This window comes from Pseudomonas sp. Marseille-QA0892 (assembly GCF_054950135.1).
Genome location: NZ_CM143104.1, coordinates 2,718,943 through 2,739,999, shown reverse-complemented (window position 1 = coordinate 2,739,999; position 21,057 = coordinate 2,718,943). Strand labels below are relative to the sequence as shown.

Genomic DNA, 21,057 nt, shown 5'->3' with positions numbered 1-21,057 from the left:
CGATGTCTCTCAGTAGCCTGTTCAACATCGCCGGCACCGGGATGAGCGCCCAGAACACTCGCCTCAACACGGTCGCCAGTAACATTGCCAACGCCGAATCGGTCTCCTCCAGCGTGGACCAGACCTACCGGGCGCGTCACGCCGTGTTCCAGACCATGATGCAAAACACGCAGGGTGGCGGAAGCCAGAGCTTGTTCAATGATCAGGGGCAGGCCGGCGTCGGCGTTCAGGTGACCGGTATCGTCGAGGACCAGAGCGAGCTTCAGGCCCGCTACGAGCCCAACCATCCCATGGCGAACGAAGAGGGGTATGTCTACTACCCGAACGTCAACGTGGTGGAGGAGATGGCCGACATGATCGCCGCGAGCCGGTCGTTCCAAACCAATGCCGAGATCATGAATACGGCCAAGCAGATGATGCAGAAAGTGCTGACGCTGGGTCAGTAAGGATAATTCGCCGCCATGACCATTGACGCTACAAACACCGCCAGCTCGGTCCTTGATCAATATGCGATCAAGAAGCCCGAGTCCGAGACGACGAAAACCAAGGACTTGGGCAAGGACCAGTTCCTCAAGTTGCTGGTTGCCCAGATGAACAATCAGAACCCGCTCGAGCCCCAGGGCAACGGCGAGTTCATCGCTCAGCTCGCTCAGTTCAGTACGGTCGAAGGGATCAGCAACCTCAATACGACGGTGAATTCGATTGTCTCCGGTGCGCAATCGGCGCAGGCACTGCAGGCGTCGTCTCTGGTAGGCCGGACTGTGATCCTCGATACCAATCGCGCGGTCGTTGATACGGCAAAAGCGGAAACCGAACCGTTCAAGGGCGGGATCAACCTCACGCAGTCCAGCGATAACGTGTGGGTGAACGTCTACAACGGGTCGGGGCAGCAGGTGAACCGCATCAATCTCGGGCAGCAGTCATCCGGCCTGGTTTCCTTCAAGTGGGACGGCACGGACTCCAATGGCGAGAAGGTGCCTTCGGGGGCCTATACCTTCGAAGCGCAGGCAAATGTGGGTGGGGAGAACAAGGCATTCGCCACGAGCCTCCCGGCCAATGTGGAAAGTGTGACCTTGGGTCAAAACGGCGGCGAGATGCTTCTGAACCTCACGGGGATGGGCAGCATCGCGCTTTCGAAAGTTCAGGTAGTCGGTCAGTAACGCCGGCTGTCACCGGCATAGGAGTTCATCATGGCTTTCAATATCGGTCTCAGCGGCATTCGGGCTGCATCTCAAGACCTCAACATCACCGGCAACAACATCGCCAACGCCAGCACCGTCGGCTTCAAGCAGTCTCGCGCAGAGTTCCAGGACCTGTACGCGGCGTCCATGCTCGGCTCGGGCCGTAACCAGACCGGCAGCGGCGTGCTGCTGGGCAACGTCGGTCAGCTGTTCAACCAGGGCACGATCGACTACACCCAGAACGCTCTGGATATGGGTATCAACGGCAACGGTTTCTTCGTGACGAGCAACAACGGCGCGATCCAGTACACCCGCGCCGGTTACTTCGGCACCGACAAGGAAGGCTTCATCGTCGATAACAACGGCTACAAGCTGCAGGGTTATCCGGTGAACGCTGACGGTTTGCTGCAGGAAGGCGTGCGGGGTGACCTGCGGCTGGAGAGTGGCAACCAGGCGCCCAAGGCGACAACGAACATCGCTCAGACGTTGAACCTGAACTCCACCAATACATCGCCACTGAATACACCGTTCAATCCGAGCGATCCGACGACTTACAACTCGTCGACGTCGGTTAACATCTACGACGCCGAAGGCAACTCACATGTGATGAGCCAGTACTTCGTCAAGTCTGATGCCAACCAGTGGACGATGCATGTGTTGGTTGATGGCCGTAACCCGCTCAACGGGGCAAGCACCAATACTGCGACTGGGTCGGACCCATTGAGTGTGCCGCTGACCTTCACCGACAAAGGCCTGTTGATCCCCAATGCGGCGGGTTCTGGCCCGGCTGGCCTGACCGCCACCGGCGATGGCACCTTCACGCTTTCTGGCTGGACACCCATGCAGTCCGATGGCAAGACGCCGCCGACCTTTGTAGCGAATGGAGCCGCGGCGTCGCCATCCATCGGCCTCGACCTGCGTGGCTCGACCCAATACAACAGCGCCTTCGCAGTGAATGCGGTGAATCAGGACGGCTACACGACCGGGATGATGTCCGGCCTCGAAATCAGTGACACCGGCCAGATCTTCGCCCGCTATACGAATGGTCAGTCGAAGGTACAGGGCCAGGTCATCCTCGCCAACTTCACCAACGTGCAGGGGCTGACGCCGATCGGCAAGACGTCCTGGGTCGAATCCGCAGAGTCGGGTCAGCCGGTCATTGGTACGCCACGCGCGGGAACACTGGGTGCCTTGCAAGCGGGAGCGTTGGAGTCGTCGAACGTGGATATCTCCACGGAACTCGTGGATCTCATCGTCGCGCAGCGTAACTACCAGGCCAACGCGAAGACGATCGAGACTGAAAACGCAGTCACTCAGACCATCATCAACTTGCGTTAAACAGTAGGGCAGGTGTAACCCGCCTGTTCTCTTGATCGAGCGCGGTTTTACTCGCTCGACTCAGAGCAGGCGGATCCTGCTGGATTTTATTCTTGCTCCACGGCTGAGCTTATATAAGGCGCGGCCCTCGCTTCCTCGAAGCGGCAGTTTTCTGCCGTTTCATTCCCTCCTTAAAGCCTCTTTCGAGGCTTTCTTTTTATTTTCAATGACTTAGCGAGTAAAAATTCGCTGGCACGCCGCTTGCTAGATAACCTTTGAAACGATGCCACGACGGCAAAAGCCCGTCACTTCGAGGTTATCCATGGACAAGATGCTTTTCGTCGCCATGTCCGGCGCGAGTCAAAACCAGAAGGCGCTGACGGCCCACGCCAACAACCTGGCGAACGTCTCCACCACCGGTTTCCGCCGGGACTTCGAGCAGGCCCGCTCGATGCAGGTATTCGGTGAGACCAACCCTTCTCGCGTGTATTCGATGAGCGAACGTCCTGCTACGGACTTCACGCCTGGCGCGCTGCAGCAGACCGGTCGGGATCTCGATGTGGCCATTGAAGGCAAGGGCTGGATGGCCGTGCAGGATCCCACTGGCGGCGAGGCGTATGTGCGCACTGGCAGCCTGCAGGTCGATGCGCTCGGCATGCTGCGTACAGCAAGCGGCTTCCCTGTGCTCGGCAACGGCGGCCCCATTGCCATTCCGCCGGCCAGCAAGATCGAGATTGGTCAGGACGGCACCATCAGCATTCGCGCCGAAGGGCAGAGCGCCTCCGTGCTGGCCCAGGTGGACCGTATCCGCCTGGTGAACCCGGATGAAAAGCAGATGGAAAAGGGCAAAGACGGCCTCATTCACATGAAGGACGGCACACCGCCGCCTCCCGAGGATGCCAACGTTCGGCTGGTGTCGGGGTTTACCGAGTCCAGCAACGTCAACGCCGCGCAGGAGATGACGTCCATCATCGCGCTGTCTCGCCAGTTCGAGCTTCAAGTGAAGATGATGAAGACGGCGGAAGACGGTTCGGCCGCGATGGCCAAGGTTTTGCAATTCAGCTGATTGACTAAGTAAGGCGTCACGAATCCGGCGCCCGAGGAGAATTCCACCATGATGCAGGCACTCTGGGTTGCGAAGACCGGTCTCTCGGCTCAAGACACCAACCTGACCACCATTTCCAACAACCTGGCTAACGTCTCGACCACAGGCTTCAAGCGTGATCGCGCCGAATTTCAGGACCTGCTGTACCAGGTTCACCGTCAACCCGGCGCTCAAAGCACTCAGGACAGCCAGCTTCCCTCAGGCCTGCAGCTCGGTACCGGTGTGCGCATTGTCGGTACGCAGAAGCAGTTCACCGAAGGCAGCCTGCAGACGACCGGGCAGCCGCTCGACATGGCCATCAATGGCGATGGCTTCTTTCAGATCGTGATGCCCGACGGCAGCCTGTCCTATACCCGCGACGGCACGTTCCACTTGAATTCCGACGGCCAAGTCGTCACTGCGAACGGCTTCCCGTTGGAGCCCGCAATCGTGGTGCCCGCCGAGACTCGTACATTCACGGTTGGCGAGGACGGTACGGTCTCGGTCGTGACTGCCGGCAACCCGCAGCCGCAGATTATCGGCAACATTCAGACGGCCAACTTCATCAATCCGGCCGGCCTTCAGGCCGTCGGCCAGAACCTGTTCGTCGAGACCGGCGCCAGCGGTGCGCCCAACACGGGCACGCCGGGCCTTAACGGTTTAGGCACCGTACTGCAGAACACCCTGGAGAACTCGAACGTCAGCACCGTGGAAGAACTGGTGAACATGATCACCACCCAACGTGCGTACGAAATGAATTCCAAGGTGATTTCCACCGCCGACCAGATGCTCGGCTTCCTGAACCAGAACGTGTAACCCTGCGAGGTAGCGCTCCATGAACCGCCTTTTTGCTCTCGTCCCTACGCTCGGAGCGGTCGTACTCGCAGGATGCATGGCACCGGCTCCGAAGCCGAACGACCCCTACTACGCACCGGTCCTGCCGCGCACGCCGTTGCCGGCAGCGCAGGCAAACGGTGCGATCTTCCAGTCGGGGTTCGACCAGAACCTGTACACCGACCGCAAGGCATATCGCGTGGGTGACATCATCACCATCACGCTGCAGGAGCGTACCCAGGCGAGCAAGAACGCCAGCTCTGACCTGTCGAAGTCCAGTAACGCCAATATCGGATTGACGTCGCTCTTCGGTGGCGCAGTTAGTGGCACGAACCCGTTGACTGGAAACGCTGTAGACCTGGGCGCCGAGTTCGGCGGCTCGCGTAGCAACAACGGGGCATCGAAGGCTGCGCAAGGCAACAGCCTGACCGGCTCGCTGACTGTTACGGTCGCTGACGTTCTCCCCAACGGTGTCCTGGCGATCCGCGGCGAGAAGTGGCTGACGCTTAATACCGGCAACGAGCTGATGCGGATCACCGGGCTTGTACGTGCAGATGACATTTCCACCGACAACACCGTGAACTCCACACGAGTGGCAGACGCGCGCATCACGTATTCGGGTACCGGCGCTTTTGCCGATACCAGCCAGCCGGGTTGGCTGAGCCAGTTCTTTACCAGTCCGCTGTTCCCGTTCTGAGGCGCTTGCCATGCGTGCAACTACCGTTTCCTGCCGCCAGCAATTCGCGACCAGCCGTCGCGGCTACCGCGGCCGTCGTCTGTCTACGGATTGGCTGATGCTTATCCTGCTGCTGGTGACTGTGATCCTGAGTCCTTCGGTTCATGCCGAGCGGCTCAAGGACATCGCCAGCATCCAGGGCGTACGCTCCAACCAGTTGATTGGTTACGGCCTCGTCGTCGGGCTTAGTGGCAGCGGTGACCAGACCACCCAGACGCCGTTCACCGTGCAGACCTTCAACAACATGATGGCGCAATTCGGTATTCGCGTACCCCAGGGCACGAACATCCAGCTCAAGAACGTAGCGGCGGTCGCGATCCATGCCGACCTGCCAGCGTTCGCGAAGCCAGGCCAAACCATTGACGTGACCATCTCCTCGATCGGTAACGCGAAGAGCCTGCGGGGTGGCAGCCTGCTGATGACGCCGTTGAAAGGTATCGACGGCAACATTTATGCGGTCGCCCAGGGCAACCTAGTTGTCGGTGGTTTTGACGCTGAAGGCCGTGATGGTTCGAAGATTACCGTCAATGTTCCGTCGGCAGGCCGTATTCCGGGTGGTGCAACGGTTGAGCGCCCGGTTCCGAGTGGGTTCGACCAGGGCAATACCCTGACACTCAACCTGAACCGTTCAGACTTCACAACCGCCAAGCACATCGTCGACAAGATCAACGAATTGCTTGGTCCAGGCGTGGCTTCGGCAGTAGACGGCGGCTCCGTCCGTGTCACGGCACCGCTCGATCCAAGCCAGCGCGTGGACTACATCTCGATCCTTGAAAACCTTGATGTAGACGTCGGGCAGGCGATTGCCAAGGTCATCATCAACTCGCGTACCGGCACGATCGTGATCGGCCAGAACGTCAAGGTTTCGCCTGCTGCAGTGACCCACGGCAGCCTGACCGTGAGCATCAGCGAGGACCCGATCGTCAGCCAGCCGAACCCGCTTTCCGGCGGCCAGACGGCAGTTGTGCCCAATTCCAAGGTCAAGGCGGATCAGGAAATGAAACCGATGTTCAAGTTCGGACCTGGCACGACTCTTGATGAAATTGTCCGAGCCGTCAATCAAGTGGGCGCAGCCCCAAGTGACCTGATGGCCATTCTCGAAGCATTGAAACAGGCAGGCGCACTGCAGGCCGACTTGATCGTCATTTAAGAAACGAAGGGAGAGACCGGCATGGACTCACGTCTGGGCGGTTCTTACAGCGCTAAACCCGATTCGGGTGTCTTCACCGATCTGAACCGTCTTTCCCAAATGAAAGGGAAGGATAAGGACAGCCCGGAAAACGTGAAGAAGGTTGCCCAGGAATTCGAGTCGCTGTTCCTGAACCAGATGATGAAGTCCATGCGTGAGGCCAACCAGGCGCTCGCGGACGAAGACAGCCCATTCTCCAGTGGTGCGGTCAAGCAATACCAGGACATGTATGACCAGCAGATGTCCGTCTCGCTCTCTCGCGAGAACGGCGGCATTGGCCTTGCGGATGTGCTCGAGCGCCAAATGACCAAGTCTGCCGACCAGACCGGTCGCAAGAACCCATTTGCGCAGGTCAGTGAAGCGCCCCCGGTCGCTGCTGCCGCGGCCCCTGTACAGACCGCAAAGGTGGGAGCCCCGCGGGCGGATTTGTCTGCCCGTGCGGTACCGACGGCGGCTAACGAAGGCCGAGACGATTCGTTGCGCATGAACCAGCGTCGCTTGGCCTTGCCTGGCAACATCAGCGAGCGCATCGCCGCGCGTATTGTCCCGGAATCCGGTGAAACGTCGGTTCTGGAAAGCCGCACGATTGCTGAACAGATCCGTACGCAGTGGAGCAAGATGGCGGATCGCGATCCATTGGCCACTCCCGAGTCTGCAAGCTACCAGGCATCCGCACCGCAACGCATTTTCCTGACCGACACGGCCGCTGCCGATGGCGTTGCCAGCCGCAGCGAAGAGGTCACGACGACGGCGGCCAAGACCCGTTTCAGCAGCCGAAAGGAATTCGTCGAGACCATGCTGCCGATGGCCGAAGCCGCGGCGAAGCGTATCGGCGTCGACGCGCGTTATCTCGTTGCGCAGGCCGCGCTCGAAACGGGCTGGGGCAAGCACATGGTCAAGACGTCCGACGGCGCGAGTGCCAATAACCTGTTCGGCATCAAGTCCCACGGGTGGGGTGGCAATAACGCTACCGCTAACACGCAGGAATTCGTCAACGGCCGACCCGTGACGGAGAAGGCGAGTTTCCGCGCGTACGATTCCTACGCGGACAGCTTCCACGACTACGTGGATTTCCTGCAGAACAACGGCCGGTATTCCAAGGCGCTGAACAGCGGCGGCAACTCCGAGCAATTCATGAAGGAGTTGCAGCGGGCTGGTTACGCAACGGACCCGCAGTACGCGCGCAAGGTCAACCAGATCGCGCGCAACATGGATACCTATCAATCGATCCAGATGTTGGCCTCGGCCGACAATCGGACCCAGCGACTCTAAGGGCTGAACCATGGCTGACTTGCTTTCCATTGGCCTGTCCGGTCTGCGAACCACTCAGACGTCGCTGACCGTTACCGGTCACAACATCGCCAACGTCAACACGGCCGGCTATTCACGCCAGGAAGCCGTGCAGCAGACGAACATCGCCCAGTTCAGCGGCGCCGGCTATATCGGGTCCGGCAGCCAGACCGTGGACGTGCGCCGGCTCGCCAGTGACTTCCTGACCAGCCAGCTGCGTACCGCCAACAGCCAGAATGCGGAATTGCAGGCATTCAAGAGCCAGATTTCCCAGTTGGATGGGCTGCTGTCCGATCCCAATACCGGGATCACGCCGGCGATGCAGAAGTTTTTCGCCACGCTGCAGACGGCGAGCCAGGATCCGTCCTCGATCCCGGCGCGCGAAGCCGTGCTTGCCCAGGCCGACGGTTTGGCGCAGTCGTTCAACACGTTGTACGACCAGCTCGACAAGCAGAACACCCTTATCAATCAGCAACTCGGTGCGCTCACCGGGCAGATCAACTCACTTGCCACGTCTGTAGGCAGCTTGAACGACGCCATTGCGCGTACGAAGTCGGCGGGTGCTGATCCTAACGACCTGATCGACCAGCGCGACCAGGCGATCAAGCAGCTTTCCGGAATGATTGGCGTGCAGGTGGTCAACCAGGATGCTGGGCAGGTGAACTTGTTCACCGGCTCCGGCCAGCCGTTGGTGGTGGGCACGTCTGTCTCGCAACTGTCCGCTGTGGCAGGCAGCGATGATCCATCGCGCTATCAGATCATGCTCAACAGCGGTGGCAGCTCGCAGAACATCACGCCTCAGGTTTCCGGCGGTGAAGTAGGCGGCTTGCTGGCCTATCGCGACACGGCGCTTGACCAGTCGTACAACACGCTTGGCCAGCTCGCGATCACCGTTTCCGATACGGTGAACAAGCAGCTGGGGCAGGGCCTGGACCTCTCAGGCCTTGCAGGCAAGCCGCTGTTCAAGGACATCAATGACACGCAGGCCGCGGCCATGCGCGTACTGGGGCGTACCGGTAATACCAGCACGGTCAGCGGCTCGCTAAGCATCACGGATACAAGCAAGCTGACCAGCAGTGACTATCGCCTGGCATTCGACGGCACGAGCTATACCGCTCGCCGCACCGGCGACAACGCTGAGATCATCGTAACGCCGGATCCGTTGGACCCGACCGTCCTGCGTTTTGCTGATACCGCTGGGGGCGACCAGGGCTTTACGGTCAAACTCTCTGCAACCCCCGCAACGGGCGACGTGTTTACGTTACAGCCCAGCCGTCGCGGCGCGGGCCAGATCGACAATACGTCGCTTGATGCCAGTCAGTTGGCGTTTGCCGCCGCGGCTAAGGCGACGTCGACCACAAACAACCGTGGGACTGGCGTTATCACCCAGCCTGCTCAGGTTTCGGGGCCTGCCCCAATATCGGCTGACACGCTCAAGGGCCTGTTCACAAGTAGCGGACAAACGCTGACGTATGACGCAGCGACCAAGACATTTGGCGTTCCGCCAGGCGCGACGCTGGCCTATGTGTCGCCGTCCACTAGTGGGCTTGTTGAAGGACAAGCTAATACGCTGCGGCTAAGTGTAGGAAGTGGGCCAAGCGCTTATACGTTCGAGTTCAACGTAAGCGGGATACCCCAAACTGGGGATTCCTTCAATGTCGGCTTTAACGTTGGCGGAGTGTCCGACAACCGCAACGTACAAGCATTGGTTGCGCTACAGACCAAGTCCACCATCGGCGGTTATGGCACAACAGGCGCTACCTATAATCAGGCGTATGGTGGCTTGGTAGAGCGGGTGGGCTCGCTAACGGCGCAAGTTCGGGTGAATTCATCGGCAAGCGAGGCCGTGCTCAAGCAGACTCAAGATAACCGCGACTCCCTTGCAGCAGTGAACCTTGATGAAGAAGCGGCAAAGCTCATCCAATTCCAGCAGTACTACGGCGCGTCAGCTCAGGTTATCCAAGTTGCGCGATCCCTGTTCGATACCCTGATCAGCGCGTTCCGTTGAGGATCTAAATCATGCGAATTTCCACGGTTCAGGCCTTCAATAACGGCGTATCAGGGCTTCAGAACAACTATTCGAATTCAGCGCGGACTCAGGAAGAAATCAGCAAAGGCAAAAAGATACTGACGCCAGCAGACGACCCTGTTGCGTCTGTACGTCTGCTGCAGATCAGCCAGGAAGAGGCGCTCAATGGACAGTACAAGACGGGCATGACCGCGGCGAAGAATAGCCTGGCGTCCGAAGAGTCGATTCTTACCTCCGTAGAAAACGTCCTTTCCCGCGTACGAGAAATCGCTGTTCAGGCGGGGAACGGTGCGCTTGACCCCACGGACCGGGCGTCCCTTGCCAAGGAAGTGGCCCAGCGCGAGGATGAGCTGATGAACCTGCTCAACAGTAAGGATGCGAACGGTAAGTACCTGTTCTCCGGCAACATGGGGGATACGCAACCCTACATTCGCAACCCGAATGGAACGTACTCCTATCAAGGCGACGAAGGCCAGCGTCGGGTGCAAATCGCCAGCAGCACCTTTGTGCCTATCAGCGATAGCGGAAAGTCATTGTTTGAGGACCTTCCAAACGCTAATCGGGTGACGACTGGGGCCGCCTCCAGCAACACGGGTACGGGTCGCATTTCGCTCGGACTTGTAGAGGAGAAGCTGTCCTACGACGCAACCTTCCCATCCAGTACCCCTCCCGTTGCTACTGATGGGATAGGTATTCGATTCCTGGATGAAAAGCGCTACGTTGTCTACGATTTAGCCAACGCACCGACGCCAGCCGATTGGGCATCCTATGATCCTGCGACCCCTCCGGCAGGTCAGTTGGCAAGCGGGACCTTCGATGAAAATGGGAGCACGAACGAGTTCGTCTCCTTCGGAGGGGTTAAAGTCCAGTTTAATGGTGAGCCTGCAGCCGGTGATGAGTTCTCAATCACTCGCGATACCGAGAACGAAAAACGCAGCATGCTCAACGTTGTCTCCGATTTCCGTAAGGCACTCGAAACCGGGGACGGCACTACGGAAGGCGTCTTCGCAATGCGCGATAAGGCCGCCATTGCACTCACGAGTCTGGATACAGCCTATACCCGAGTGGATGGGGTGCGCGGAAGCATCGGTGCGCGTCTGAATACCATCGAATCAACCGAGACGTTTATTGGGGACGTCAGCTTAGTCAACAAGTCAGTTCAGTCCGACCTTGAAGACTTGGACTATGCTGAAGCTCTGTCAAGACTAGCCATGCAAAGCACCTTGCTGCAGGCGACACAGCAGAGCTATGTAAAAATTTCAGGATTGAGTTTGTTTAATTATCTGTAGCCTAATGATTTTCTGCGCTTAGCGATGAGGAAGCCGCCGTAGCTTATAGCGCCGCTGCAACTATGATCTGGCTCGCTAGGAATATGGCAGCTCCTAGTGGTTCCTCATGGCCTCATCCATTGGTCAGGGCGTGGAAGACCTACTGTCCGGTGTCTTGGGTTAGGCTTGCTGCGTCGTTCAGCAGGCGCACAGCCGCGAATCGAATACAAAGGCGACCGGCGTATATGCGTTTCGCGCCGTCGGAAAATGAACCCGAAGGACGACCTATATGTCCAGGCCTATACCAGTAACAAGTCCGCTTCTCCCGCCCTTGGAAGAGTACGTGCCATATCTGACCGAGATCTGGAAGAGTAAACGTCTCACTAATGGGGGGCCTTATCACGAGCAGTTGGAAGAAGAGCTAGCGCGATATCTAGGCGTCCGGCATCTAAGCCTTTTCGCAAACGGAACGCTGGCATTAGTTACGGCTATGCAAGCTCTCAGAATCACCGGTGAGGTAATCACGACGCCATATTCGTTTGTAGCGACGGCACACTCGCTAATGTGGAATGGCTTAAGGCCGGTCTTCGTTGATATTGACCCGAATACCTGTAATTTGGATCCAGATCGTATTGAAGAGGCAATCACGCCTGCTACTACTGCAATCTTGCCTGTCCACTGCTATGGCCGCCCGTGTGATGTGATAAGCATCCAGCGTTTGGCTGACGTATATGGCCTAAAAGTTATATATGATGCCGCACATGCATTCGGTGTTCGTCAAAATGGATCCAGCATCCTTAACTTTGGCGACTTGTCTGTACTAAGCTTTCATGCAACGAAGGTGTTCAATACGTTTGAAGGTGGTGCGATAATTTGTCCAGACGAGAGAATTAAGAAAAGAATCGATTATCTCAAGAACTTTGGTTTCGCAGATGAGGTGACAGTTGTTGCGCCGGGCATAAATGGGAAAATGAGTGAGATAAACGCCGCGTTTGGCCTTCTGCAGTTGAAACATATTGAGAGTGCGATCGCGAGGCGTGCGCGTATCGCCGAGTTGTATCAGTCTGCACTTTCGGATGTACCGGGGCTGGACATAATATCACCTAACGAAGACGGCCATAATTACTCTTATTTCGCTATTTTGGTCCGGGACGAGTTTGGAATTTCTCGCGACGAGCTCTATAGTCGCTTTAGAGAGAAAAATATTTTGGTGCGTCGTTACTTTTATCCGCTCATATCCGAATTTCCGATGTATCGAGGTTTGGACTCCGCCCGTGAGACGAAGTTACCAAACGCGAGCGCTATTTCCCGCCAAGTGCTGTGTTTGCCGATATACGATGACATGGATGATGAAGCACATAAGGCAGTCGTAGCAGTTATCAAAGAATCAGCCAGGCAAGGTTTAAGATAATGCGCGAGTGCCCAGTCTGCGTATCCAAGTTCCCGAACTTTCTCCCGCTCCCGAATAGCTACTTCGAGATATTTCACAGACTTAATGTCTTCTATTCGTTGGAGGACTTTGAGACACTGAATGTAGGTCAGTATACCTGCCCATGTTGCGGGTCCTCTGATAGAGAACGACTGTACGCCTTGTATGTCAATGCCTTTCTTCCAAGGCCTCATGACAGGCAGATGCGCATTCTTGATATCGCTCCCGCGGCAAATTTGTCCAAAGTATTGCGTAGCTTGCCGAACGCTGAATACAGATCGGCCGATTTGTCATCTCACTTAGCGGATGACGCTGTGGATATTACCCATATGGAGATCTATGGCGATTCGGCATTCGATTTCATTGTGTGCTCACACGTACTTGAGCACGTGCCGGATGATGCAAAAGCTATCTCCGAACTTTATCGCGTTCTCGCTACGGGCGGTCGCGCAATCTTGATGGTTCCGATACTCAAAACTGCATTGCAAATTGATGAGGATCCCACTGAGCAGAGTCCTGAGGAGCGTTGGGCCCGGTTTGGCCAGGATGATCACGTTCGAATGTATTCTCGGCCCGGATTTTTAGAACGATTACGTGTCGGTGGCTTCACTGTAGAGTGTTTCGATAGCAATCGATTCGGCATGGATGTCTTTAAAAAATATGGTATCAGCGAGTCTTCCGTGCTCTATGTTGGAAGTAAATGACGGGGAGTCTGGTCGTGAAAAATGCTTCAGGCGATATGGGTGGATTTCGTAGTGTCGGAAATAATGTTCGAATATACGAAGGCGCCAAAATATTTGGCCGAGAGCACATATATATTTGCGATAACGTAATTATTGACGATTTCGTGTTTATCTATGCAACGGCGCCACTGTTTATAGGTAGTCATGTTCATATTGCTTCTTTCACATCTATCACCGGCGGTGGGGTAGTAATACTCGAGGACTTTTGCGGATTGTCCTCTGGAGTGAGGATTACGTCCGGAAGCGAAGACTTTCTTGGCGGTGGACTAACTAACCCTACTGTCCCTGATCGTTTCCGGAAAGTGCACCGGGCTTTCGTACATATAGGCCGTCATGCCATTGTCGGCGCGAATGCCGTCATACTTCCGGGAGTCACCGTTGCAGGCGGTTGTGCAGTCGGCGCGGGCTCTGTCGTTAGTAAACGGCTGGACGCGTGGGGCATCTATGTCGGGGCACCGGCTCGACGTATCAAAAGTCGCCCTTCGGAACTGATCCTGGCTAATGAAACAATGCTGATGCAGCAATGCCCGTTCGAATCACTCACGCCAGATATCTACGGGCCTTATATACCTGAGCCAAAAGACTGCCAATGGTTCGAATCAGGAAAATTAAAATGAACGCGCCCGGCTTGGTTAGTATCGTGATTCCGGCTTACAAGGCTACCTACCTTGAGGCAGCGCTCAAAAGCGCGTTAAAGCAAAACTATCATAACATTGAGGTTGTCATTTGCGATGATAGTCCGGATGATCGCATATCTATGCTGGTTGATAATATTGCGGAAAATAGCCCTTGGCCGGTGCGCTACTTTCGAAATGGCACCGCACTGGGGGAGATTGGTAATGTTACCCGGTGCGTGTCAGAGGCGCGCGGTGAATATATAAAGTTTTTATATGACGACGATGTTTTAGTTCCTGACTGTGTTCGTCTGTTGGTCGATTTATTAGAGGGGACTCCAAGCCTTTCGCTTGTGTCTTCCCGTCGGCGCTTGATCGATGGAAAGGGTGAGTTTATTCCAGATCACGCTGCTACGCGATTTCCTTTCGAAGGAGATGTTGTTCTCGATGGCGAAAGCGTAGTCGCTTTTTGGCGGCGGTACATCATCAATTTCGTGGGTGAGCCAAGCTCTGTTCTGTGCCGAAGGGCTGACCTTATATCGTTCGAAGATGGAATATTCTCTCTGGATGGTGAGCAAATCCAATGGGTTGGCGATCTCGCTATATACGCGAAGCTTCTTCGCAAAGGAAATCTTGGTCTTTTGGTACGGCCACTTTCTTACTTCCGTATATCGCGAGAGCAGTACAGTCAGAAAGCCCGGGATAATCGAGAGATAGGGATTCGTTGGCACGAGCGATTCAAGGAGCTCATTGGAAAGCTTGCTTGGGGAAGCAGTCGAGGCGACGAAGGCAAAATCTTGTATACGGCGTTGGATAAAAAGGACGGGCTACGCGAGTACGATTTGCTTAGTCATTTTGTTGAACGACCTGTCCCTGAAGTCGCTACCGGACGTGTCTTTGAATGGCTTTCAGACCGTGCGCTGACTTCGCATCAGAGAGATCTTATTCGTGAGCGCTTGCGCGCCGAGGGTGGTGGCGCATCCATCTTGGTTGTGCTACGTGACAGCGGTAAAGATCCAAGGGATATCAGCGCATCGCTTTCGAGTCTGCAAGGCCATCTATCGTTCCTGAGCCGCCTACGGGTTATTGTGTTGTCTACACGTAGTGATGTCACGCACGATGTTCTGGACAGTCGTATTGTTTGGAAGCAGGTTTCTAGCTCCCAGATGCTGTCCTCGGTTAACGAGCTAGCAGCGAGCGTTGATTCCGACTGGCTAATGGTTGCCGACGCAGGTGTCGGATTTACCGAGTGTGGCCTAACGATGTTGGCTCTCGAGCTCATTGGTGATCCGGACTGCCGTGCGCTATATGCAGACGAGATTTATCGAACCGAGGCCGGCGAATTGGGCATCGCTCTGAAGCCGGACTTCAACCTGGACCTATTGCTAAGCCTCCCGGTATCTATTACCCGGAGTTGGTTCTTTCGTCGGCGGGTTTTTGTCGAGCTTGGCGGATTCGACCAAAAATGGGCAGCGGCGCCTGAACTCGACTTGATTCTGCGTTTGGTTGAAGATGGCGGAATGGCGGGCCTAGGTCATCTGACTGAGCCGGTCTGCATAAATGGTGCGCCGGTGATGCGCGACGATTTAGCTCATCGAGCTCGCATTCAGAATCACTTGGTTTCTAGGGGTTACACTGCTGTTAAAGTGGAGTCAGCGTTGCCCGGCCGGTATCGGGTCAGATACGGACACCAAGAGCAGCCGTTAGTCTCGATACTGATACCGACCAAAAACCAGTTGCCGATGGTCCAGCGCTGTATAGAAACGCTGATTGAACATACACGGTACCCAAATTACGAAATTTTGCTCATTGACAACAACAGTGATACTCCGGATGCGCTGCGCTGGTTGCAGGGACTGTCTGATCTGGAAGCGGAGAAGCTCCGCGTATTTCGCTACCCGCATCCGTTCAACTTCTCTGCGATCAATAACTATGCGGTGACCGAGGCTCGCGGTGAGTACTTGGTACTCTTAAACAACGATACGGCGATCGTGCAGGGTGATTGGCTGGATGAAATGCTTAACCATGCCCTACGGCCTGAAGTTGGAGTCGTTGGTGCGAGGTTGCTGTACCCGGACGGCCGCATTCAACATGCTGGCGTAGTGCTCGGCTTAGGAGGGCCGGCCGAGCATCCGTTTAATGGTATGCCTTCGGACGCTGTAGGCTATATGCAGCGATTGCAAGTAGACCAGAATTACAGTGCGGTAACAGCAGCGTGCATGATGATAAGGAAATCTGTGTACGAGGCCGTTGGTGGTATGGATGAAGATCTGTTTGAGGTTTCTTACAACGATGTCGATCTATGCCTAAAGGTCCGAGAATTGGGATATCTGACCGTCTGGACCCCTCACGCGGTTGTACTCCATGAAGCCAATGTTAGCCAGAAAGCAATCGATCCCGATAAGCACGAAGAGAAGCGCAAGCGATTCATCGCTGAACAAGACGCGATGTACGCCAAATGGCTTCCGCTATTAGCCCGTGACCCTGCCTACAATTCGAACCTCTCGCTAACCCAGGTAGGCGGCTTTGAACTCGCGGACGCTGCATTTACTTGGCAGCCACTAAGGTCTTGGCGTCCATTACCCAATCTGCTGGTGCATCACGCTGACATGCATGGTTGTGGACATTATCGAGCTATTCAGCCATTTGCAGCTATGCGAAACGCCGGTCTTGTCGACGGCGCGGTGTCGCTGGACCTTCTGCAACCTGCAGATCTTGAGCGCTACTCACCCGATGTAATCTTGTTGCAGCGCCAGATAGGCGAGGATCGATTGGAAGCGATGCGGCGCATGAAGGCTTTTTCGCCGGCATTTAAGGTTTACGAACTGGACGACTACCTTCCTAACCTGCCAATTAAGAATATTCACCGTCAGCATATGCCGAAGGATATTTTCAGGAGCCTCCGCCGCGGGCTGTCCTACGTTGATAGGTTTATCGTTTCTACTGAACGGCTTGCGGATGCATTTTGCGATCTGCATAGCGATATCCGTGTCGTGGAGAATCGCCTTCCGGTCAGCTGGTGGGCCGACCTAAAGAGCTCGCGGCGCGTTAGTGCCAAACCGCGTGTCGGTTGGGCGGGCGGAGTTAGCCATACGGGCGACTTGGAAATTCTTGCGGACGTTGTCCGTGACATGGCTGACCAGGTGGAGTGGGTCTTCCTCGGAATGTGTCCGGATAAGCTCAGGCCATTTGTAGAGTACCACCCAGGCGTGGCGATAGAGGAATATCCTTCAAAGCTTGCGTCGTTGAATCTGGACCTTGCCATAGCACCGCTTGAACAGAATCTATTCAATGAATGCAAAAGCAATCTGCGCCTGCTGGAGTACGGTGCCTGTGGCTTTCCCGTGATCTGTAGCGACGTGCTTTGTTACCGAGGGGCGCTTCCGGTGACCAGAGTCAAAAATCGCTATCGTGACTGGATGGACGCTTTAGGTATGCACCTGGCCGATCTGGACGCCACTGCTCGGCGCGGTGATGAGCTTCAGGCGATCGTGCGTCGCGACTGGATGCTTGATGGTGCGCATGTGGCGGATTGGGCACGTGCATGGACGCCTAACTGATCATGCTCCAGCCCACCGCAAATATGGTGGGCTCCCTCTATTTGCATGTCTTCCAACGAAACCACGCCCGTCAGCATTTTTTTCTAAAGATACTCCTGGCATAGCCGATCTAGTTGATGTCCAGATCGGCTTCTCTTGTTGCCGATGGCGGACAGCGTGCGGGCTGCGTTTATGGCTCGCTCGGTACGTCGCGAGTGGTTTGTAGCGAGATCAACCGACAGGAAAAAAATCCTGTTTCTCCTAAAGCTCTTCGTGTCGATGCCGATAGATAGGATGAACGCGAATTCTTGGGGTTACCTGAGCAAGCAGGCCGAGATATCGCAAGCTCAGGACCAACTACAGTTCTCTAGGAGACCACCATGGCCCTCACAGTCAATACCAACATCTCTTCTCTGAATACTCAGCGTAACCTGCAGGCTTCGTCCAGTGCCCTGTCTACCTCGATGCAGCGCCTGTCTACCGGTAGCCGCATCAATAGCGCCAAAGACGATGCTGCTGGCCTTCAGATTTCGAACCGTTTGACCAACCAGATCAACGGTCTGAACCAGGCGACACGTAACGCGAACGATGGCATCTCCCTGGCCCAAACGGCTGAAGGTGCGATGCAGCAGTCTACGAACATCCTTCAGCGTATCCGTGACCTGGCGATCCAGTCGGCCAACGGTTCGAACAGCGACGCTGACCGTGCCGCACTTCAGAAGGAAGTGTCTGCACAAACTGCTGAACTAAGCCGCATTTCCGAAACCACAACCTTCGGTGGTCGCAAGCTGCTTGATGGTTCGTTCGGTACTACTAGCTTCCAGGTAGGCTCTAACGCATACGAAACTATTGATGTCACGCTGAAAGATACGTCTTCGAATGCCCTCGGATCCTATCAAATTGGTGGCGGTACAACTACCGCCGGCGCAAGCGGTTCAACCGTTGCAGGCAGCCTGACTACCGGAAGCGGTGCCGCGTTTGCTAGCGGTACAATCAACGTAGTGGGGGGCGGTAAATCAGAAAGCGTTTCTATCGAGACAAGTGATAGCGCCAAGAGCATCGCGGAAAAGTTCGACGGCAAGATTCCCGGCTTGTCGGCATCGGCCCGTAACATTGTACAGGTAGAAGCTAGCATCTCCAGTGGTTCTGCCAACATGAAGCTGGAAGTGGGCAACAACTCGTTGGACTTGGTAGGGGTTACCAGCACCAAGGACATGGCCGATCAAATCAATGCCAACGCGAGTAAGCTGGGCGTTACTGCGAACTATGACGAACAAAGCAAGAAGCTGACTATCACCTCTTCAACTGGGGAGAACATTAAGTTCGGCGCAGACACTGGTGATGCCGGCGGCACGGTCAAGGTGGCGGTACAGGGTTCTAGCGGTAAATTCGATGCTGGGGTTGATGTGCTCGCGGATGGTGGTACTGCCACCGGCTATGTGAAGCTAGATTCCCCGACTACGTTTGCGCTCACTGGCGATACCGACGAAGTTTTCGGCGCTACCAAAGCTGAGCTAAGCAAGGTTGCCGACGTTGATATCTCTACAGCTGACGGTGCCCAGCGCGCAATCGCGGTGATCGACCAGGCCCTGGCCAACATCGACTCCCAGCGCGCTGACCTCGGTGCGGTCCAAAACCGCTTCGATAACACCATCAGCAACTTGACCAACATCTCTGAGAACGCTTCCGCTGCGCGTAGCCGAATCAAAGACACCGACTACGCCGCAGAAACAGCGACGCTGTCGAAGAACCAGACGCTGCAACAGGCTGGTACGGCGATTCTGGCTCAGGCCAAGCAGCTGCCGCAGTCGGTTCTGAGCCTGCTTCAGTAATGAGCATGGCCTAGGCCTTGGCAGGGAGAAGGGGGAAACCCCTTCTCCCTTTTACTCGTTGTGAGGTTAAAAAAATGGACGTCGTCAAAACAAACGGTTTTGCTTCGTTATCGCAAACCTCAAGCCCTACGGTCGGTTCCATCAAGAACCCTGGGAGCCTTGAGCCCATTACTTCCGAAGCCGTTCAGCCTTCAGCTAAGGAAGCCAGAGCAGAAATGGATGGCGTTAAGTCGGCCGTGTCTGATCTGAATTCGCAGATGCAGAATCTTCGGCGCAATCTTGACTTTAGTGTTGATGACGGCACAGGCGATGTCGTGGTCAAGGTCATCGACGGTGAGTCAGGAAAGGTGGTCCGTCAGATCCCGTCGGAGGAGGTGCTGAAGCTTGCGGAGCAGCTAGACGACTTGCGCAGCCTTATGTTTCAGGCGAAGGCCTAGCGGCACGCTTCTTGTAGTGTCTTTCTGCAAGAGTTGCGTAAGCACAAAAGATTGACGGGGGTGAAGCATGGCTGGAATATCCGGCGTGGGTCTTGGTACCGGCATTAACATCCAGAGCATGGTCGAGTCCATGGTCGCTGCCGAGCGCGCGCCAAAGGAATCACAGCTCGCAAAGACAGAAAAGGCGGCAACCACGCAAATTACCGCCGTCGGATCGATAAAGAGTGCGGTGAGTGAGTTCCAGACAGCACTGACTGCGCTCGACAGTCCTTCCAGTTTTCTGGCGCGTTCCGTTTCGTTGTCCAAAAGCGAAGCGTTTACTGCTACTGCTTCCGCAAGCGCAGGCATTGGTAGTTACCAAGTCGAGGTTAAGCAGCTTGCAAGCAATAGCAAGGTAGCACTGGGTGCAGTACCGGCGACTTCGACCTTTGGGCGGGGTACGCTCGACATCAAGGTAGGTAGCGCGTCACTCCCTCCAATCGCTATTGCGCCGCCGAATGACACGCTGGTAGGCATTCGAGATGCTGTCAATGCTGCAGGTAAGGAGCAAGGTCTCAACGCAACGATTGTGACGGACAAGGCTGGGGCACGGCTCGTCCTTACCAGCAACAAGACTGGTGAAGGTGAGGACATTTCCGTGTCTGTAAGCGGCGGAGATGGTAGCGGTACGGCTTCCCTTGATAAGCTCAGGTTCAGCCCTCCCGCGCCGCCTGAAGAGGGCTCTACCGAGGTTGATCCACCGGTTCCCGAGGATCCCGCCGCAGCACGTATGGTATCGCGCGCAAAGAGCGCCATTATCGCCGTCGACGGCCTGCAAGCTGTCAGCAAAACCAACACGGTCGATGGGGTGATCGAGGGAGTAAGTCTCAATTTAAAAGCGACTACCGCGAGCGATGCACCTATTACAATGGGCGTGTCTCAAGACAGTGCCGGCGTTAAAGGTAACGTCCAGAAGTTCGTAGACGCTTACAATAAGCTGATGAAAACCATTCAGTCACAAACAAACGTGACGAAGGTTGGCGATAACAGTGCTCCGGTGGTTGGGGCGCTGGTAGGAGACGCGTCAACACGCACCCTTGTAAGTACGATACGCAACGAGCTTGTGAATGCGCAGGGCAGTGGTGCCATCCGTGCGCTTGCTGACCTGGGGGTCACCACTCAGAAGGACGGCACCCTTGCGATCGATAACGCCAAGTTATCGAAGATGGTAGACAGCAATTTCAGCGATGTCGCAGCCCTATTTACTGGCGATACGGGCCTGGCGACCCGACTTAAAGGCAAGCTGGATCCTTACACGAGGACCGGTGGAATATTTGAGGAGCGTAACAAGCAGCTGACCTCTACCATTGCAAAGGTCGATACACAGAAGGCAGATCTCAACCGGCGTATGGAATCGCTTTCGGAGCGTTTGTATAAGCAATTCAATGCCATGGACGCTTTGTATTCGCAGCTTTCCAATACGACATCCCAGCTCATGGCGTCGCTTGACGCGATGCCTTTCGCCAACATATCAAAGAAATAAAACCCGTTAACGC

General features: G+C 55.8%; 17 protein-coding genes. All 17 read left to right on the top strand.

Annotation, left to right across the window (positions count from 1 at the left end; all coding sequences use genetic code 11):
- Positions 1–2: 2 nt before the first annotated feature.
- Positions 3–446, top strand: a complete 444-nt coding sequence (gene flgC, locus ACY8D3_RS12735) for a flagellar basal body rod protein FlgC (RefSeq protein WP_462379144.1) — start codon at positions 3–5, stop codon at positions 444–446.
- Between the two features lie 15 nt (positions 447–461).
- Positions 462–1,160, top strand: coding sequence for a flagellar hook assembly protein FlgD (gene flgD, locus ACY8D3_RS12730; protein WP_462379143.1), 699 nt, complete (start codon positions 462–464; stop codon positions 1,158–1,160).
- A gap of 30 nt (positions 1,161–1,190) precedes the next feature.
- Positions 1,191–2,519: a flagellar hook protein FlgE gene (gene flgE / locus ACY8D3_RS12725; protein WP_462379142.1), complete on the top strand. Its 1,329-nt coding sequence runs from the start codon at positions 1,191–1,193 to the stop codon at positions 2,517–2,519.
- Between the two features lie 301 nt (positions 2,520–2,820).
- Entirely contained in the window at positions 2,821–3,564 is a 744-nt protein-coding gene (flgF, locus tag ACY8D3_RS12720; RefSeq protein ID WP_462379141.1) for a flagellar basal-body rod protein FlgF, read from the top strand.
- A gap of 48 nt (positions 3,565–3,612) precedes the next feature.
- Positions 3,613–4,398 (top strand): flagellar basal-body rod protein FlgG, encoded by a 786-nt coding sequence (gene flgG, locus ACY8D3_RS12715; protein WP_462379140.1) that lies wholly within the window; start codon positions 3,613–3,615, stop codon positions 4,396–4,398.
- A gap of 19 nt (positions 4,399–4,417) precedes the next feature.
- Positions 4,418–5,113: a flagellar basal body L-ring protein FlgH gene (gene flgH, locus ACY8D3_RS12710; RefSeq protein ID WP_462379139.1), complete on the top strand. Its 696-nt coding sequence runs from the start codon at positions 4,418–4,420 to the stop codon at positions 5,111–5,113.
- Between the two features lie 97 nt (positions 5,114–5,210).
- Entirely contained in the window at positions 5,211–6,302 is a 1,092-nt protein-coding gene (locus tag ACY8D3_RS12705) for a flagellar basal body P-ring protein FlgI (protein ID WP_462384363.1), read from the top strand.
- Positions 6,303–6,323: 21 nt separating this feature from the next.
- On the top strand, positions 6,324–7,613 hold the full coding sequence (flgJ, locus tag ACY8D3_RS12700; protein WP_462379138.1) for a flagellar assembly peptidoglycan hydrolase FlgJ: 1,290 nt from the start codon (positions 6,324–6,326) through the stop codon (positions 7,611–7,613).
- A 10-nt stretch (positions 7,614–7,623) separates the two neighbouring features.
- Positions 7,624–9,639, top strand: coding sequence for a flagellar hook-associated protein FlgK (gene flgK / locus ACY8D3_RS12695; protein WP_462379137.1), 2,016 nt, complete (start codon positions 7,624–7,626; stop codon positions 9,637–9,639).
- A gap of 11 nt (positions 9,640–9,650) precedes the next feature.
- Complete coding sequence (gene flgL, locus ACY8D3_RS12690; protein ID WP_462379136.1) at positions 9,651–10,949, top strand: flagellar hook-associated protein FlgL; 1,299 nt, start codon at positions 9,651–9,653, stop codon at positions 10,947–10,949.
- Between the two features lie 268 nt (positions 10,950–11,217).
- Entirely contained in the window at positions 11,218–12,339 is a 1,122-nt protein-coding gene (vioA, locus tag ACY8D3_RS12685) for a dTDP-4-amino-4,6-dideoxy-D-glucose aminotransferase VioA (RefSeq protein ID WP_462379135.1), read from the top strand.
- Positions 12,339–13,061, top strand: coding sequence for a class I SAM-dependent methyltransferase (locus tag ACY8D3_RS12680; protein WP_462379134.1), 723 nt, complete (start codon positions 12,339–12,341; stop codon positions 13,059–13,061). Before vioA ends, ACY8D3_RS12680 begins: the two co-directional genes overlap by 1 nt.
- Positions 13,062–13,075: 14 nt before the next feature.
- Entirely contained in the window at positions 13,076–13,717 is a 642-nt protein-coding gene (locus ACY8D3_RS12675; protein ID WP_462379133.1) for an acyltransferase, read from the top strand.
- Entirely contained in the window at positions 13,690–17,274 is a 3,585-nt protein-coding gene (locus tag ACY8D3_RS12670; protein ID WP_462379132.1) for a glycosyltransferase, read from the top strand. Before ACY8D3_RS12675 ends, ACY8D3_RS12670 begins: the two co-directional genes overlap by 28 nt.
- 359 nt (positions 17,275–17,633) lie before the next feature.
- Positions 17,634–19,085: a flagellin gene (locus ACY8D3_RS12665; protein ID WP_462379131.1), complete on the top strand. Its 1,452-nt coding sequence runs from the start codon at positions 17,634–17,636 to the stop codon at positions 19,083–19,085.
- Between the two features lie 74 nt (positions 19,086–19,159).
- A complete protein-coding gene (locus ACY8D3_RS12660; RefSeq protein ID WP_462379130.1) occupies positions 19,160–19,522 on the top strand; it encodes a flagellar protein FlaG in 363 nt (120 codons plus the stop codon).
- A gap of 67 nt (positions 19,523–19,589) precedes the next feature.
- The gene (fliD, locus tag ACY8D3_RS12655) at positions 19,590–21,044 is read left to right on the top strand and encodes a flagellar filament capping protein FliD (protein WP_462379129.1); all 1,455 of its coding nucleotides are present in this window, start codon (positions 19,590–19,592) and stop codon (positions 21,042–21,044) included.
- Positions 21,045–21,057 lie beyond the last annotated feature (13 nt).

Bases quoted from the DNA above. Each gene is read 5' to 3' on its own strand.
- flgC (WP_462379144.1), top strand. From the start codon at position 3: ATGTCTCTCAGTAGCCTGTTCAACATCGCCGGCACCGGGATGAGCGCC.
- flgD (WP_462379143.1), top strand. From the start codon at position 462: ATGACCATTGACGCTACAAACACCGCCAGCTCGGTCCTTGATCAATAT.
- flgE (WP_462379142.1), top strand. From the start codon at position 1,191: ATGGCTTTCAATATCGGTCTCAGCGGCATTCGGGCTGCATCTCAAGAC.
- flgF (WP_462379141.1), top strand. From the start codon at position 2,821: ATGGACAAGATGCTTTTCGTCGCCATGTCCGGCGCGAGTCAAAACCAG.
- flgG (WP_462379140.1), top strand. From the start codon at position 3,613: ATGATGCAGGCACTCTGGGTTGCGAAGACCGGTCTCTCGGCTCAAGAC.
- flgH (WP_462379139.1), top strand. From the start codon at position 4,418: ATGAACCGCCTTTTTGCTCTCGTCCCTACGCTCGGAGCGGTCGTACTC.
- ACY8D3_RS12705 (WP_462384363.1), top strand. From the start codon at position 5,211: ATGCTTATCCTGCTGCTGGTGACTGTGATCCTGAGTCCTTCGGTTCAT.
- flgJ (WP_462379138.1), top strand. From the start codon at position 6,324: ATGGACTCACGTCTGGGCGGTTCTTACAGCGCTAAACCCGATTCGGGT.
- flgK (WP_462379137.1), top strand. From the start codon at position 7,624: ATGGCTGACTTGCTTTCCATTGGCCTGTCCGGTCTGCGAACCACTCAG.
- flgL (WP_462379136.1), top strand. From the start codon at position 9,651: ATGCGAATTTCCACGGTTCAGGCCTTCAATAACGGCGTATCAGGGCTT.
- vioA (WP_462379135.1), top strand. From the start codon at position 11,218: ATGTCCAGGCCTATACCAGTAACAAGTCCGCTTCTCCCGCCCTTGGAA.
- ACY8D3_RS12680 (WP_462379134.1), top strand. From the start codon at position 12,339: ATGCGCGAGTGCCCAGTCTGCGTATCCAAGTTCCCGAACTTTCTCCCG.
- ACY8D3_RS12670 (WP_462379132.1), top strand. From the start codon at position 13,690: ATGGTTCGAATCAGGAAAATTAAAATGAACGCGCCCGGCTTGGTTAGT.
- ACY8D3_RS12665 (WP_462379131.1), top strand. From the start codon at position 17,634: ATGGCCCTCACAGTCAATACCAACATCTCTTCTCTGAATACTCAGCGT.
- ACY8D3_RS12660 (WP_462379130.1), top strand. From the start codon at position 19,160: ATGGACGTCGTCAAAACAAACGGTTTTGCTTCGTTATCGCAAACCTCA.
- fliD (WP_462379129.1), top strand. From the start codon at position 19,590: ATGGCTGGAATATCCGGCGTGGGTCTTGGTACCGGCATTAACATCCAG.